The sequence below is a fragment of the Burkholderia contaminans genome, from assembly GCF_029633825.1.
Taxonomy (GTDB): Bacteria; Pseudomonadota; Gammaproteobacteria; order Burkholderiales; family Burkholderiaceae; genus Burkholderia; species Burkholderia contaminans.
In genome coordinates this window covers 1-15,445 of record NZ_CP090641.1, presented here as the reverse complement: position 1 = coordinate 15,445, position 15,445 = coordinate 1, and the positions used below count along the sequence as shown (strand labels likewise).

The window sequence follows — 15,445 nt, the reverse complement described above, 5'->3', positions numbered from 1 at the left end:
GGACCCGTTCGGACGCGCCGCGCACCGTGCCTGGCCCCGTACCGGTCCCCTCTTTTCATGAAGCCACAACCTGCGATCGAGCCTCCTTCCATCGAACCGGCACGATGGAGAACCTGGCTCGATCCACTCGGCGACGCGGCGCGCGACTGGGCCGCGAGCGACGGGCTGATCTGGCTGCACCTCGCGAAAACCGTGTTCGCGGCGCTCCTCGCGATGGGCATCGCGATGCGCCTGGAGATGTCGCAGCCGCGCACGGCGATGACGACCGTGTTCGTGCTGATGCAGCCGCTGTCGGGGATGGTGTTCGCGAAGAGTTTCTACCGCGTGCTCGGCACGGCGGCCGGCCTCGTCGCCGCGCTCGCGCTCGGCGGGCTGTTCGCGCAGCAGCCCGAGCTGTACATGGCCGGCATCACGCTGTGGATCGGCACCTGCATCGCGCTCGCGGTGCGCAACCGCCACTTCCGCTGGTACGGCTTCGTGCTCGCCGGCTACACGGCCGCGCTGATCGGCCTGCCGGCCGTGATGACCCCGCAGACGCTGTTCCAGTCCGCGCTCACGCGCGCCGCGGAAGTCGCGCTCGGCATCGCGTGCTCGGGCGCGGTCAGCGCGCTGATCCTGCCGCTCAGCTCCGCGAAGGCGCTGATGCGTTCGCTGGGCACCCGCCATGCGACGTTCGCGGCGTTCACGGCCGGCGCGCTCGCGGGCGACGTCGCGCGCGGCGATTTCGAGCGGCGCTTCGCCGATTTCGTCGACGACATCGTTGGCTTCGAGGCCAACCGCGCGTTCGCGTCGTTCGAGGATCCGCACATTCGCGCGCGCAGCCGCCGCCTCGCGCGGTTGAACAGCGAGTTCATGAACGCGTGCACGCGGCTGCATGCGCTGCACCAGCTCGTCAAGCGGCTGCGCGCCAATGGCTCGGACGCGGTCCTCGATGCACTGGCGCCGCACATCGACGCGCTCGCGCAGCGCTTCGCCGCACTGCGCGACGAGCGGCAGCGCGGCGTCTCACCGGCCACCGGCGCACTGCTCGAGCTGCGTCGCTTCCACAGCGCGTTGCCGAAAGCCGCGCGCGCATCGCGGCGCGACATCGAAGCCCATGCGGCCGGCGGCCTGCTCGACTTCGATACCGCGATCGAGCTGCTGTACCGCTTCATCGGCGAATATCTCGGCTACGCCGACACCTATGCGTCGCTCGACCAGGACGATCACGCGTTCGAGCGCTCGGTCACGCACTACGCGGTGAAGACCAATTCGTTCTTCGTCGGCTTCGCGTTCCTGCGCACGATCGTCGCCGTCGGCGCGATGAGCGCGTTCTGGATTGCGTCCGAATGGCCGAGCGGCCCGCTCGCCGTGATCGCCACCGCGATCGCGTGCGCGCTCAGCTCCACGTCGCCGCGCGCACCGAAGTTCGTCGCACAGATGAGCGTCGGCGCGGCGTTCGCGACCGCGGTCGGCTACGTGTTCCTGTGCTACGTGTATCCGAACATCGAGGGCTTCCCGCTGCTGTGTGCCGCGCTCGCGCCGGTGCTCGGCCTCGGCGCGTTTCTCGCGATGCGGCCGGGCTTGTCCGGCTACGGGATCGGCTTCGCGGTGTTCTTCTGCCTGCTCGCGGGGCCCGACAACGCGATCGCGTATACGCCCGAGGTGCTGATCAACAACGGCCTGGCGATCGTCATCGCGATGCTCGCGTGCTCGCTCGTGTTCGCGGTCGTGTTCCCCACCCACATGCCGTGGCTCACGGGCCGCATCGCGCACGACCTGCGCCGCCAGGTCACGCTGGCGTGCGAAGGACCGACGGAGCGCCTCGCGCAGCGCTTCCAGTCGAGCACGCACGACCTGATGGCGCAACTGCGCACACTGCTCGTGCGGCGCACGCGACAGCATCGCGACGCGCTGCGCTGGATGCTGTCGACGCTCGAGGTCGGCCATGCGGTGATCGACCTGCGCGACGAGCTGAACGCGTTCTGCGAATCGAAGCCGCCGCAAACGCTGCGCTGGACCGGTTCGATCGACGCGGTGCTGCACGAGCTGCCGCGCTTCTTCGACGATCCGACGCCCGGCCACCACGCGCGCACGCTGAAATCGGTGAACCTGGCGATCCGCGCGGCGCAGCACACGCTGCAGGCGTGGTATGCGGTGCCCGACGAGCGGCACCGGATGCAGCGGATCGTCGGCTGCCTGCACTTCATGCGCAGCGCGCTGCTGGACAAGGACGCACCGTTCAACCGGCACCGCCATTGACGATCGGTGCGCGCGCAACGAGATCCTTGTTCCGGATGGAAATAAGCTCTACAGCCGCGGTGATTAATCTTTAAGCAGTGCGAGCCTATAGTTTCCTCACTGCCAGCGAGACTGGCACTCACCCCGGAGAAACCAAAATGAAGCCGCTGCACCTCGCCCTCGTTGCCCTGTCGCTCACCGCTGCCGTTGCTCACGCACAGCCGGCGCCGGCAGACGCCGCACAGCAACCGGCGAACCGCGCTGAAGCCGTGAAGGCCGCAGGCCGCGTCGATCGTTCGCAATCGAAGCAGGAAGACCCGAACGCATGTGTCGGCCCCGTCAGCTTCTGCAACATCTACTTCGGCAGCTGAGCATGACGCCGCGTCGTCACGGCCAGGCCCGCGCCGCCCGCGTTGCATGCGCGGGCGAGCGGCGGCCCGGCCGATCGCGGCATCGCCACGCTACCCCACGCCGCTTCGATTGAAGCGGCGCATGCCGTTTCAGGCGCCGCGCCCCGGCCGCCAGCCCACCTCGCGCAACGCATCCAGCAAGCGCGCCTGCCCCAGCCCTTCGACCCGCGCCCCGCGCGACTCGACGTCGCCGCCCGCGACGAGCGCATTCACGATCGCTTCCTCCACCGCTTCCGCCGCTGCGACGAACAGCGCGGAAATATGGTCGTTGTTGACCATCTTCACGCCGGTGGTCGGTGCGCCCTTGCTGCCGTAGTTCGCCGCCGGCAGGCCGTCGTTGCCCGTTGCGAACGCCAGGAAGATGTCGCCGCTCGAATCCTCCGTACCGCCGCCGGCCCGCGCCAGCCCGACGCTCGCGCGCTGTGCAAGACGCGTGCACTGGTGCGGCAGCAGCGGCGCGTCGGTCGCGATCGTCACGACGATCGACCCCATCCCTGCCTCGCCTTGCGCGTCCGGCGCGCGGAACGGCGACGGCACGTGCCGCAGCACTTCGCCGACCGGGTAGCCGGCCACGCGCAGCATCTCGCGCACGCCGTAGTTCGCCTGCACGAGCGCGCCGACGGTCCAGCCGCCCGCATCGGCCGCGAGCACGCGCGACGCGGTGCCGATGCCGCCCTTGAACTCGTGGCAGATCATCCCCGTGCCGCCGCCCACGCCGCCTTCGGCGACCGGCCCCGACTGCGCGGCGGCCAGCGCGCGCAGCACGTGCGCGGCGCTCACGTGCTGCCCCCAGATGTCGTTCAGCAAGCCGTCGTAGGTTTCCATCACGACCGGCATGCACCAGTACACGCGGCCGGCCGCCGCTTCGCGCTCGTTCGCGACGAGCGCATCGCGCACCGCGCCGACGCTGTGCGTGTTCGTATAGGCGATCGGCGTGGTCAGCAGGCCGGCCTCGCGGATCCATTCGAGCCCCGTTGCGTCGCCGTTGCCGTTCAGCACGTGCACGCCCGCGAAGCACGGCGAATCGTGCGCTGCGCCCGCGCGCGGCTCGATGACGGTGACGCCGGTGCGGATCGATGCATCGCCGTTCTCGACGTTCAGCGTGCAATGTCCGACCCGCACGCCCGGAACGTCCGTGATCGCGTTGAAGCGGCCCGGCGTGCCGAGTCCGATGCGGATGCCGAGATCCCTCGTGCGCATGATGCAATTCCTCCAGTCTCTCAATGGTTCGGTGTGTCAGTGTTTCGATACGGCAAGTTTCGATCCGCCGCTCACAGCGTGCGGAAGGCTTCGCTGTGGCGCGCCCAGACCGCATACATCACGAGCGCCGCGACCAGCAGCCCCGCGATGATGATCAGGTCGGTGGGTTTCGTTGCCGTTGCGAGCGTGGTGTAGAGCGTATACGCGGCGCCGGCTACCGCGACGAGCGGCGTCACGGGCCACAACGGCATCCGGTAATGATGCTCGACGTCACGGCGCACGAAGCGGCTCGCGAGCGCGGCCAGCCCGACGACCAGATAGATCAGCAGCAGCAGGTCGACCGTGAATGCGGTCAGCTCGTCGAGGCTCGACACGAACACGAGCCCGGCCGACGGCACCGCGAGCGCGATCGTGGCGAGCCACGGCGATTCGAAGCGCGGATGGATCGTCGAGAAGGCGCGGTTGCAGGTGCGCGACCAGAGCGCGTGCCGGCCGCTGCTGTACAGCAGCCGGCCCATCGTGATCACGATCGCGATGATCGCGTTGAACACCGACAGGAAGATCCCGCCGCTGACCACGCGCGACACGGCCGGATTGCTCAGCGAACGCACCACATAGCCGATCGGGTCGGCGCTCTTCGTCAGCTCGGTGAGCGACGGCGCGCCGAGCACGATCGCGGTGAGCGGAATCAGTTCGACGACGAGGATCACGAGCAGCGAGTAGATCACCGCCTTCGCGACGTTGCGGTTGCCGCCGCGCAGGTCTTCGGCGAGATAGGCAGCCGAGCCGAATCCGTTGTAGCAGAAGATCGCCGTGCCGATCGCCGGGACGATCGCGGCGAGGGTCGCCGGCACGAGCGCGTTGCTGCTCGCGACGACGGGCGCGATCAGCGCGTCGGCGCCACGATGCGGCGAACCGAAGCCGAGGCCCGCGATCAGCATCAGCACGCCGATCTCGACGACGAGAAACGCGCCCGTGATCCACGCGTTGGTCTTGATGTTCAGCATGCCGAGCAGATAGCTGAGCAGCACGATCGTCAGCGCGACCGACTGGTTGCCGAAATGCGTGCCGAGCGCGTTGTTCAGGTACGGCGCGGCGCCGCTCGCGAGCACCGCCGGGATGAACACGCTCACGGACAGCACCGTGATGAAGGTCAGGTAGCCGGGCAGCGTGCCGAACACGCGCTTGGCCATCACGTATTCGCCGCCCGCGCTGCGGTGCGCGGCGCTGAGTTCCGCATAGCAGAGCGCGAACGCCAGCGCGAGTACGCCGCCGAGCAGGAACGACAGCACGGCGCCGCTACCGGCCTGCTGGATCGCGAACGGCGCGATCACGAAGATCGAACTCGCGGGCGTCACGCCCGATACGGTGATCATCACCGCATCGCGCACGCTGAGCGTCTGCGACAGCGCGCGCGGCGCGTCTTCCGTTGCAGGCGCCGCTTGCAGCGTGCCCGTCGATTCCGACATCATCGCCATTTCGTTCTCCTGTGCTTGGGTCAATCCTTTGCCACTTATTTTTGAACGCCCATACTCGGGCCCGATTGATTGCGTGGCAGTCTAGGAAGCCAATTTCAGGACCGCTATTCCCCCTTCGTGTTACGCCCTTCCGGTGGTTATTCCCCCCGACTCCGAATACATATTTCTGTCGAGCGCAGCATCGAGGGAGCGCGCCCGTTCCTCGGGCGTGCGTAACTGCTGTGCGGCTAAGACAGGCCGACCCACGATCTGGCTCCAGGAGTACTGTATAAATATACAGGTATTCTAGCCCAAGATTTCGAGTTTGAGGGTTGGAGGGCGGGTTCAACTTTCTTCCCTCCACTCGCTATCTACCGTCCCTAATTGACCATCAAACACCGTGGCCGCATCGTTTCAAGATTACTTGAATCTTTGAATCGACAGGTCTATGATGCCGCCATGGACTCGAACCTCGTTGTACGCGCGCTCGGCGCGCTCGCTCATGAATCGCGCCTGGCGATCTTCCGCGCACTGGTTGTCGCGGGCCCCGAAGGCATGCCGGCTGGTGAGATTGCTCAGCAGCTTGGCCTCTCGCCGTCTGGCTTGTCGTTCCACCTTAAAGACCTGTCGCATGCGGGCCTCGTCAACAGCGAGCAGAAGGGACGGTTCATCTTCTATTCAGCCAACTTCGATGCGATGAACGCACTGCTCGGGTTTCTGACCGAGAACTGCTGTGCGGGCGCTGACTGTTCCGTTCAAGCTGTGTCGCAGTGCCAAGGAGCTAAATCATGAAACGCATGCACATCCACGTTGCTGTCGAAGATATTGATGCGAGCACCCGGTTCTACGTTGCCATGTTTGGAGGCGCGAAACCGACGGTATCGAAGTCGCACTACCGCAAATGGGAGTTGAGCGATCCGAAGGTCAACTTCGCTATTTCGCAGCGTGGCGTAAAGCCCGGCATTGATCACCTTGCATTCAGGTCGAATCGGACGAGGAACTTGCCGAGATGCGAGCGCGTTTCGCGAGCGCTGAATTGCCTGTCACGAATCAGACGGCGACGACCTGCTGTTATGCAAAGTCGGATAAGACCTGGACCGTGGACCCACAGGGCGTCGCATGGGAGACGTTTCAAACGCTTGAGCACGCCCCTGTTTATGGAGAGTCGCGCGATCGTTCGCGCGAAGCCCGCGTTTCTTCAAATGCCTGCTGCGCCGGCGCAGATCTCAATCGGAGCAAGACGTGAACGACAAGACCTACAACATTCTGGTCCTTTGCACGGGCAACAGTGCCCGAAGCATCATGGCCGAGGCGCTTTTAACACGCTAGGCAAGGGTCGATTCCACGCGTTCAGCGCAGGCAGTCACCCGTCAGGCGCGGTCAATCCGTTTGCGATCGAGCGCTGCGAGTCGCTGGACTACGACACGGCCGGGCTGCGCAGTAAGAGCTGGGATGAGTTCGGTGCACCCGACGCGCCGCAAATGGACTTCGTGATCACCGTGTGCGACCAGGCGGCTGGCGAGGTGTGCCCGATATGGCCCGGTAAGCCGATCACCGCGCACTGGGGTTTTGAAGACCCTGCCGCATTCGTGGGCAGCGACGAAGAGAAGCGCGCGGTCTTCACCAAGGTCTATCGGCAGATTCTGACGCGGGTGAGCCAGTTTGTGAACCTGCCGTTGCACGTACTCGATCGCAATGCCGCCCAGAATGAAGTGCGCGCGATTGGCGAACGTCCCGCCGAGGAATCCAATGGGCAGCACTGATTCGGTCGCTCGCGCGAGCCGTCCGGTCATTGGCTTCTTCGAGCGATACCTGACGGTGTGGGTTGCGCTGTGCATCGTCGCGGGCATCGCGCTGGGCCAGTGGTTGCCGTCCCTTTTTCAGGCGATCGGTCGCATGGAATTGGCGCAGGTCAATCTGCCGGTGGGCGTGCTGATCTGGGTGATGATCATTCCGATGCTCATCAAGATCGACTTCGGCGCGATGGCGCAGGTCAAGGGCCACTGGCGCGGGATCGGCGTTACGCTGTTCGTGAACTGGCTCGTCAAACCTTTCTCCATGGCGCTACTGGGCTGGATATTCGTGCGCCACGTCTTCGCCGCCTGGTTGCCCGCAGCGCAACTCGACAGCTACATTGCCGGCCTCATTCTGCTGGCTGCCGCCCCCTGCACGGCGATGGTGTTCGTCTGGTCGCAGCTTTGCAAGGGCGATCCCTATTTCACCTTGTCGCAGGTGGCGCTGAACGACGCGATCATGATTGTCGCATTCGCGCCGATCGTGGCACTGTTGCTTGGCCTGTCCGCCATCACCGTTCCCTGGAATACGCTGATCGCGTCGGTGGGTCTCTACATCATCATTCCAGTCGTCATCGCGCAGTTATTGCGTCGCGTGCTGCTCGCGAAGGGTGAGACCCACTTCAATCGCACGGTGTCCCGCCTCGGGCCTTATTCGATTTGCGCGCTGCTCGCCACGCTGTTGCTGCTGTTCGCGTTTCAGGGGCAAGCAATCGTCCGGGAGCCGCTGGTCATTGCGATGCTCGCAGTCCCTATTCTCATTCAGGTGTTTCTGAACTCCGGGTTGGCCTATCTGCTGAACCGCAAGCTCGGGGTCGCGCACTGCGTGGCGGGTCCGTCCAGTCTGATCGGCGCGAGCAACTTCTTCGAACTGGCCGTTGCTACCGCCATCAGCTTTTTCGGGTTCCAGTCTGGCGCGGCGCTGGCGACAGTCGTTGGCGTACTGATCGAAGTGCCAGTCATGCTGCTGGTGGTTGGCGTCGTGAATCGCTCGCAGCGCTGGTACGAGACGGCCTGAGGAGCGAGTGTGAGCGCCATAATCATTGCACACGAGACCGTCGGAAGTGACGTCGGTCTGGTCAAGGCCCTGGTCCGTGACGGCCTCCCGGTCGATGACCTCAACGAACCGCAGCGCCGCTTTTTCGGGTTCACGACGCTTGCCGGTTCGCACGTCGGATACGGCGGCTTCGAACAATACGGGCGCGATGTGCTGATCCGCTCGGTGACAGTCGAGCCAAGCTGTCGAAGCAAGGGCATCGGCCGGAATCTCGTTGCGGTGCTGCTGCGTCAGGCCTTCGACGCGGACGCCAGAACTGCGTGGCTCCTTACGACTGACGCACAAGCCTTCTTCGAGAAGACCGGATTCAACCTTGTGAGCCGCGAGACCGCGCCTGCCGCGATCCTCGCCACGCGCCAGGCCGTTGAACTGTGCCCGGCCACAGCGATTTTGCTCTCACGCCCCATCACCCCGTAGCTCTTTAGCCGCTTCCATACGATGTCCACCGATCTTCCGAACGTCAGTCTTTCTCATCTCGACACGCCCGATCTCACAAAGCTCGAACCCCGGACGATCTCGGATCATCCGCCGCGCATCTTGCTGCTCTACGGTTCGCTCCGTCCGACCTCCTATAGTCGCTTGCTGACACTCGAGGCTGAGCGCATCCTTCGCAAGTTAGGCGCCGAGACCAGAGTGTTTGATCCACATGGTCTGCCACTCGCCGACAGCGTGCCCGCCGACCATCCGAAGGTCCTCGAATTGCGCGAAGCGTCCATCTGGTCCGAAGGCCAAGTTTGGTGCAGCCCGGAACGACATGGCGCGCTGACCGGCGTGTTCAAGAACCAGATCGACTGGCTGCCGCTCGACTCCGGAAGCATCCGGCCGACGCAAGGGCGAACACTCGCGGTCATGCAGGTGTCGGGCGGCTCGCAATCCTTCAACGCGGTGAACGCTTTGCGCGTGCTCGGCCGCTGGATGCGCATGGTGACCGTTCCCAATCAGAGTTCGGTAGCCAAGGCGTTCCAGGAGTTCGATGAGAGCGGTCGCATGAAGCCCTCGTCGTACTACGATCGTGTGGTCGATGTGATGGAGGAACTGTATAAGTTCACGCTACTCGTGCGCGACCGCTCAGATTACCTGACCGACCGGTACAGTGAGCGTAAAGAGAAGGCTCCGGCATCAGTTTCCGTCCTCGCCAATGCAGCCATGAGCCATGAGCACAGCGCACAGAACGCCGACACCGACGACAGTGAAGTCGAGTAACTCGACGGATCGCGCCGAATCGCTGGCCACCTGGGCGCTCGCGCTCGCCCAACTGGTGTCGTGGGGCTCGGTCTACTATTCGTTTTCGCTGCTGGTCGTACCCATGGAGCAGACCATGGGCTGGAGCCGCACGTCCACGAATGCTGCCCTCTCGCTCGGACTGCTGGTCTCGGGTTTCGTGGCGTATCCGGTGGGCAAATGGATCGACCACGGGCTCGGACGTCGAATCATGGCCATTGGATCGCTGATCGCGGCCGCCATGCTTCTGATGTGGTCGGCCACATCGTCGCTCACGATTCTCTTCGTAGCGTGGATCGGCTTGGGCCTGTCGATGGCTGCGACCTTCTATGACCCGCTCTTCGCCGTGCTCACGCATCGCTATCCGCTGCGATACAAGACCAAGATCACACTGGTGACGCTCGTTGCGGGATTCGCGAGCACGGTTTTCATTCCGGTCACGCAGTTCCTCGTGGATCTGGCCGGTTGGCGTCTCGCGCTCGTCGCACTTGCCGCGTGCAATCTAATCATTTGCCTGCCGATTCATGTCTTCGCAATCCGCTCCTCACGAATCGACCCGAACGCTGCCCAGCCGAGCGCGGAGCGCACGGCGGTCGATGCTGCGGCAACGCGACGTGCACTGCGCACGCCTACCTTCTGGGCGCTCGCACTGTGCTTCACAACCTACTACGCGACCTTCGCCGCGCTCACATTTCATCTGGTCCCGTTGATGGTCGAGCGCGGCGTCACCAACACGGTCCTGGACATCACCATGGCGCTGATAGGACCCGCGCAAGTCATCGCCCGCGCGGTCTGGTTCGCATTCGATCGCAAGGTCACCATCACGACAGTTGGTTTCATCGTGGTGACACTCTTTCCCGTCTCGACGGTCGTCCTGATTGTGGCTGGCAAATCCGCTGCGCTTTTGTGGATCTTCGCGCTCTGCTATGGCGCCGCCAACGGAATGATGACGATCCTGCGCGGCACGATCGTCCAGCAGTTTCTGTGGACGGAGGGCTACGGCGCGATCAGCGGCATGCTGTCGTTTCCGTCGAACATTGCGAAGGGCATCGCGCCCATCGCAGCGGCCAGCATCTGGGGATTGACGGATGGATATGTCGCCGTCGAATGGACGGTGTTGCTTGTCTCCGCGCTATCCGCCGTCAGCTTTTTTATCGCAGCGAAGTGCGCGTCGGCACGTCCCTCTTATCGGTGAGTCGATTCGGGAGCAGCGATGACTTACAACGGTCAACGTGGTGACTTAAAGCGTGCGTAGAGTGTTTGCTTTTTCTGTCGAGCGATGTTCGTCAGCATCAAAGCAAAGGTCCTCACGGACGAAACCGGCGTCTACACTGAGATCCCCGCCCTGCTCGCCGCGACGGGGATACTCGAGCCGCTGATTGATTATTTCCTGCATAGAAGCCACGATCGCAGTCTGGAATGGATGCGCAAGGTGACGCGATCGGTGCGGCTCTTTCTTGAGTACATCCAACTCAACCCCGCCGAACGCGACCCTCATCGACTGTTTCAGAATTTCGCGAAGCGCCTGTATACAGGAACGTTCAATCGCGAAACAGGAATCGACGCCACGGGCCTTTGCTGGCCGCCTCGCTCGCCGCACGACGCGGCACGCATCATCATCCATTTGAGCGACTTCTTCAATTGGTTGGGCGAAGTTCGTCCTGAAGCAGCCAGCGTCAATCCTCGGTACGTCGGCAGCACGTTCGATCGACAGATCGATGAAGCCGCTTACCAGTATCGTAGAAGCAAGGCCTTCCTTGGGCATACGTGGGCGTCGAATGCCACCGCGCGCGCCACAGGATATTGGCTTCGCTACCGGAGAATCCCGAAGGTCGCGCGAGGTGAGCCGCCAGCTTTTCCAGAACGTCACTTTGAAGCGTTGCTCTTCAAAGGCTTTCGCAACGGCGATCGTTACGACTATCGTGGCATCTTGATCACGCTACTGCTCCATGGCGCGGGATTTCGAGAGTCGGAGCCTTTTCACCTTTACGTTCAGGACGTATTTCCAGATCCACAGGACCCGCGTCAAGCCAAGGTCCTCATCCACCATCCGCACTACGGGGCCGCGCCTGCTGACTGGTGCGACGAGCGAGGACGACCACGTAAATCGAACCGAGCAGAATACCTCGGCCAGCGCTTCGGCCTTGTGCCGCGTACAGATTTGATGGACCGTCGGCATGCTGGCTGGAAAGGCGGCATGCACGACGGTCCGTACTACAAGCAGGCGTACTGGTTCGTGCCGGAGTACGGCGAGTGGTTTCTGGAACTTTGGCATCGCTATCTGAAGCAGCTTGCGCATTTCGATCGGGATCATCCGTTCGCTTTCGTGAACCTGCGGCGCGCACCCTATGGTGCGATATACACCCTCACGCAGTACAACAAGGCTCACGCGGCCGCGTGCAAACGCATTGGCCTCGAAGTTGGCAAGGCGCTTGGCACAACTCCGCACGGGCACCGACACGCCTACGGCCAGCGTTTGAAGCACGCGGGAATCGACAAGCCGATGATTCGCCGCTTCATGCATCACGCATCGATCGAGAGCCAGGAGATCTACACACAAGCAAGCTTTAGCGAAGCCCGAGAAGCACTTCAGCAAGCGGCGCACCGGCTGGATGGACTTCTTACGACGCCTCTGTCCGATTTGGTCCGTTCATCTGACTAGCCACATCTCCACGTGACCGAGCAAACACATGTACAAGACCTCTCCAACTAAACCCAAGGGGCGTCGCAAGGCGGCAAGGACCGAGCGCAGCATGCGACGCGATTCGGATGCAACCCTGACCTGGGTGGTGGAGTTCTATCCAGAACTTGCAGCCTGGAGAGGCTTCGCCTTGGAGTGGCTCGGTGGGGAAACGCATGGTCTACACCAAAGGCTGCAGGCCCTATCGACTTTCTTCGAGCGCTACCTCATTCTGCAGAGCCTGCCGCTGGACCCGAGTGTATTCCTGGCGCAAACGACACAGGTTCCAGAATTTCACCGAACGGCGTGTCCTGACTCTCCTTGGGGCATCAGCGCGAACAATCTTATCCACGCTTTTCTGCAGTTTGTGTTGCTTCGGCATTTCAGTCAGATTGGTAAAAACGATAACGCCGTATTAATGCAGGGCTATCACAACCCGGTACGTCGTATGTCGAAAGCGGGGTTGCCGAAGCGCGGCGAGAGCGTTTATTCACCACTGCCTTATGGCTACATCGACCAACTTCGGCAGATGCTGGCGGCGGGACCCCATTTTCGCGATTGGCAATGGGCACATGGTGCGCTCGGGAGCAAGATCGGCCATATGGGTGCGAGCGCGCCTGATTGGCTCGACGTGACTGAAGACGAGATTGATCGCGACGATCCGGATTGCGTCTGGCGCATACGTAAGCTGAGTCGAAACTATCGCGGTGGTCAAGTGTTGCAGATGTGGAGTCCAGTCCGATGGGTTGCACTGCTTGTGAAGCTTATCTTGCCCTTACGAACTAGCCGGGTCCGCGTACTTGACTCCGGAGAGGCAGACACCTGGCGCTATGCGGCAGGACGTTGGGAGCGAAACAGCAGCGAGATAGCAGAAGGAAGCGAATCTCGGCCGCTACAGCAGGGTGTGTTCCGGCGCGACTATGATCGCAACAACAACGAGAACGCACTGGCGATCCTCTATATCAACACGAACAAGACCGCCGACGTCTCTAAGTCAGGGCCAGAGAAGGGCTATTTACTGCCATGGACGCACGGCGGGGCGCTTCACCAGAATGTTTTCTACTGGATCGAGAAGCTGCGCAACTGGCAAGAGAAGTACAACCCCATCTCGCGTCGGACCTCATGGGCAGAACTTGATCGTCGACATATCATTGCCAAGACTGATTTTCAGTTGGCGCGCTATCCTGACGCGTGCTTTCTCTTCCGATTGCCAGAATATCCAACGGCACGAATGCGTAACTTTCCGCTTCAGGATCAGGCGCTCAATTCGTGCTGGTTCTATTTGCTGAAGGCATTCGAATCACGGCTCGCCGGGCGTTCCGAAACTCACCACAACGGAACACCGATTCGGCTGCTGCCGCCCCAGTCCAAGAAGAGAACGTTGTTCCCACTTCACAGTTTGCGAGTCTCCCTTGTCACTGCACTGGCCTTGGAAGGACAGGTGCCGTTCCCTGTGCTGCAGAAGCTTGTCGGTCATAGCCGGTTGGTCATGACCTTGTACTACACCAAGCCTGGAGCCACCCATATTCGCGACGTCCTCCTCGATGCGAAGGCTCGCCTGGATGCAAATAAGAATGCGAGCATTCAGAACTTTCTGCTCGATACCGCACACGACGAACTTGTCCGAAGTGCGATCTGCAATAGTGTGAGCAGTGTTTCAGATGCAATCCCTGAGCATCCAGCGGCAAGAAACGCGTTGGGCTGGATGCCAATGCACCACGGCCTTTGCCTCGCTGGAGGAAACGCCAGCGATTCGATGGAGAATCGTTCGATTGGCGGATGCCACAACGGAGGTCCGATGGTTTTGCCGGGGACTGCCGTTGGCAACGCAAAGCACGCTCCCGTTCCGGGAGGGAATCGCAACTGCGTTCGATGCCGCTGGTTCGTGACGGAGCCTCACTACCTTCCATCGCTCGCCGCGCACTTCAACACGATCGCCTACCATTTCGACGAGGCCCGCAATGCTTGCCTCGCGAATGAACGCGTGCTTCTTGACCTAAAGAAGCAGAAGGCTGACGCTGAAGACGCTGGCGAGGTCTTCCTTCATCTCGATGCCTTTCGGCAAGCTGAGCGCGTGTGGGAAGGATCGATGAAGCGATTTAACGACTTCGCGGAGGATCTCACCGCTTGTTGGCGGCTCATTGAGCGCTGCAAGGCTGCGCTCGACCGGGCCGTCGAAGACTCTACTCAACTAGTGGCGGTGGGCACCGCGAGCGATGTGCACATCGCGTTCGAAGAGACCGAATCGGAATTGCTTCAGCTCGCTGGAGTTTGCGACGATGTCGAGCTCTATCCGGATCTCGATGCAGGCAAGGCAGTATTCCGTCGTAGTCAGTTGCTCGATGCCGTGCTTTATCGCGATCACCTTGCGCCCGTCTTCATGACGCTGGGCGAAGAAGAACAACTCCGCGTTGGCAACGCATTCATGCGCCGTCTCGCGCGGCAGATGAACCCCGCTAATCCAGTGCTGGGAACGCGGCAGGTCATCAACCTGATGGACGCCGGCCGGAGTCTCAGCGAGCGATTTGGCATTGATTTCGCCACGTTTCTGCCGGAATGCAATGCCACCGGCATGCTCAAGCGCAAGCCTCAACGAATCGACGAGTCGCAAGCATGAACAGCGCGACATTCGACCACCCGAACGTGCTTCTCGGCACGCTGCTCGCCAAGGGTGGTCGTGCCCATCGGCTTGCTAGGCTAAAAGCGCTGCACGAGATTTGTCGCAGGCATCAGGAATCAGGCTCGCGCGATTTTCTCTCTCAACCATTGGTCGCCTGGCCGAGGCGGAAGGCGTCCTAAAGGGACGCGTCCTCTACAACATGCAATCGGCAGACTACCGCGAGCTGATTTCGGCCTGGGCGACGTATGCCGGGCCACCGACACTTCGACCATCGAAACCGCTGGCAAGCCACGAATACCTCATGCGTATTCACGACCCCGCGATCCGCTCCATCATGCAAGCAATCATCGGGGAACGAGACAAGCTCCGGGCCGAGGTCAACCTTCTGAAATCCAACGCGCAAGTCGTCGTGGATCGACGCCCAATCGGTGTGCGCGCGTCAGGAGACGCCATCGCGTTGCCAACAACGACAAACGGCCACAACGCGCAGCTCACTCCTTCAGAACGTGAAGCGCTGGGGAAGGCGGTCTCTGCCGACTACCTCGAAAGACATGGCTTACACGAAGGCAGCCATGGCGAGATCGTGAACGAACACGGTCGGACAGTGTTCGATGTCGGCTTCGCGCGTGCAATACGAAAGATCCTCGGAGCCTGAACAGCCGATAACCGAAACGATGTATTTCGATGTATGCATACATCGAAACGGAGAGTCCTTGGCGACCCCACCGCAGAACGCTTTCACGCTTTTCGCCCTCAAACTATGTACTCCACGGGTATAGGTCCAAAG

Annotated in this window: 12 protein-coding genes and 2 pseudogenes; 12 read left to right on the top strand and 2 right to left on the bottom strand. The window is 62.2% G+C overall.

The window, feature by feature from the left end; translation table 11 throughout:
* Positions 1 to 57: 57 nt before the first annotated feature.
* Positions 58 to 2,241 carry an FUSC family protein gene (locus LXE91_RS17835; protein ID WP_039367275.1) on the top strand — a complete coding sequence of 728 codons (2,184 nt, stop codon included), beginning with the start codon at positions 58 to 60 and terminating at the stop codon, positions 2,239 to 2,241.
* Positions 2,242 to 2,378: 137 nt separating this feature from the next.
* A complete protein-coding gene (locus LXE91_RS17830) occupies positions 2,379 to 2,591 on the top strand; it encodes a hypothetical protein (RefSeq protein ID WP_039367272.1) in 213 nt (70 codons plus the stop codon).
* A 129-nt stretch (positions 2,592 to 2,720) separates the two neighbouring features.
* Here the strand turns inward: LXE91_RS17830 and LXE91_RS17825 are convergent, their stop codons facing one another.
* A complete protein-coding gene (locus LXE91_RS17825; protein WP_039367269.1) occupies positions 2,721 to 3,830 on the bottom strand; it encodes a DmpA family aminopeptidase in 1,110 nt (369 codons plus the stop codon).
* Positions 3,831 to 3,901: 71 nt separating this feature from the next.
* Positions 3,902 to 5,308 (bottom strand): APC family permease, encoded by a 1,407-nt coding sequence (locus LXE91_RS17820; RefSeq protein ID WP_039367266.1) that lies wholly within the window; start codon positions 5,306 to 5,308, stop codon positions 3,902 to 3,904.
* A 438-nt stretch (positions 5,309 to 5,746) separates the two neighbouring features.
* On the opposite strand from LXE91_RS17820, the gene LXE91_RS17815 reads away from it, so the two are divergent.
* The 10 genes and pseudogenes from LXE91_RS17815 (at position 5,747) to gmtX (ending at position 15,313) form a co-directional block, all read left to right on the top strand.
* The gene (locus tag LXE91_RS17815; protein ID WP_012431285.1) at positions 5,747 to 6,079 is read left to right on the top strand and encodes an ArsR/SmtB family transcription factor; all 333 of its coding nucleotides are present in this window, start codon (positions 5,747 to 5,749) and stop codon (positions 6,077 to 6,079) included.
* A pseudogene (locus LXE91_RS17810) lies at positions 6,076 to 6,533 on the top strand (ArsI/CadI family heavy metal resistance metalloenzyme). Before LXE91_RS17815 ends, LXE91_RS17810 begins: the two are co-directional and overlap by 4 nt.
* Positions 6,530 to 7,050: pseudogene (locus tag LXE91_RS17805) on the top strand (arsenate reductase ArsC). Before LXE91_RS17810 ends, LXE91_RS17805 begins: the two co-directional pseudogenes overlap by 4 nt.
* The gene (gene arsB, locus LXE91_RS17800) at positions 7,037 to 8,098 is read left to right on the top strand and encodes an ACR3 family arsenite efflux transporter (protein WP_012431287.1); all 1,062 of its coding nucleotides are present in this window, start codon (positions 7,037 to 7,039) and stop codon (positions 8,096 to 8,098) included. The pseudogene LXE91_RS17805 and the gene arsB overlap by 14 nt, the downstream one beginning before the upstream one ends.
* A 9-nt stretch (positions 8,099 to 8,107) precedes the next feature.
* Positions 8,108 to 8,554, top strand: coding sequence for an arsenic resistance N-acetyltransferase ArsN2 (gene arsN2, locus LXE91_RS17795; protein ID WP_012431288.1), 447 nt, complete (start codon positions 8,108 to 8,110; stop codon positions 8,552 to 8,554).
* 21 nt (positions 8,555 to 8,575) lie between these two features.
* Positions 8,576 to 9,340, top strand: coding sequence for an arsenical resistance protein ArsH (gene arsH, locus LXE91_RS17790; RefSeq protein WP_012431289.1), 765 nt, complete (start codon positions 8,576 to 8,578; stop codon positions 9,338 to 9,340).
* Entirely contained in the window at positions 9,291 to 10,553 is a 1,263-nt protein-coding gene (locus LXE91_RS17785; RefSeq protein WP_039346158.1) for an MFS transporter, read from the top strand. The genes arsH and LXE91_RS17785 overlap by 50 nt, the downstream gene beginning before the upstream one ends.
* 84 nt (positions 10,554 to 10,637) lie before the next feature.
* Positions 10,638 to 12,020: a gamma-mobile-trio recombinase GmtY gene (gene gmtY / locus LXE91_RS17780; RefSeq protein WP_012431291.1), complete on the top strand. Its 1,383-nt coding sequence runs from the start codon at positions 10,638 to 10,640 to the stop codon at positions 12,018 to 12,020.
* A gap of 28 nt (positions 12,021 to 12,048) precedes the next feature.
* Positions 12,049 to 14,655, top strand: a complete 2,607-nt coding sequence (gene gmtZ, locus LXE91_RS17775) for a gamma-mobile-trio integrase GmtZ (protein ID WP_278068151.1) — start codon at positions 12,049 to 12,051, stop codon at positions 14,653 to 14,655.
* Positions 14,656 to 14,755: 100 nt separating this feature from the next.
* On the top strand, positions 14,756 to 15,313 hold the full coding sequence (gene gmtX / locus LXE91_RS17770) for a gamma-mobile-trio protein GmtX (protein ID WP_278068150.1): 558 nt from the start codon (positions 14,756 to 14,758) through the stop codon (positions 15,311 to 15,313).
* Positions 15,314 to 15,445 lie beyond the last annotated feature (132 nt).

Excerpts from the sequence above, each read along its gene's own strand:
- LXE91_RS17835 (WP_039367275.1), top strand. The coding sequence starts at position 58 with ATGAAGCCACAACCTGCGATCGAGCCTCCTTCCATCGAACCGGCACGA.
- LXE91_RS17830 (WP_039367272.1), top strand. The coding sequence starts at position 2,379 with ATGAAGCCGCTGCACCTCGCCCTCGTTGCCCTGTCGCTCACCGCTGCC.
- LXE91_RS17825 (WP_039367269.1), bottom strand. The coding sequence starts at position 3,830 with ATGCGCACGAGGGATCTCGGCATCCGCATCGGACTCGGCACGCCGGGC.
- LXE91_RS17820 (WP_039367266.1), bottom strand. The coding sequence starts at position 5,308 with ATGGCGATGATGTCGGAATCGACGGGCACGCTGCAAGCGGCGCCTGCA.
- LXE91_RS17815 (WP_012431285.1), top strand. The coding sequence starts at position 5,747 with ATGGACTCGAACCTCGTTGTACGCGCGCTCGGCGCGCTCGCTCATGAA.
- arsB (WP_012431287.1), top strand. The coding sequence starts at position 7,037 with ATGGGCAGCACTGATTCGGTCGCTCGCGCGAGCCGTCCGGTCATTGGC.
- arsH (WP_012431289.1), top strand. The coding sequence starts at position 8,576 with ATGTCCACCGATCTTCCGAACGTCAGTCTTTCTCATCTCGACACGCCC.
- LXE91_RS17785 (WP_039346158.1), top strand. The coding sequence starts at position 9,291 with ATGAGCACAGCGCACAGAACGCCGACACCGACGACAGTGAAGTCGAGT.
- gmtY (WP_012431291.1), top strand. The coding sequence starts at position 10,638 with ATGTTCGTCAGCATCAAAGCAAAGGTCCTCACGGACGAAACCGGCGTC.
- gmtZ (WP_278068151.1), top strand. The coding sequence starts at position 12,049 with ATGTACAAGACCTCTCCAACTAAACCCAAGGGGCGTCGCAAGGCGGCA.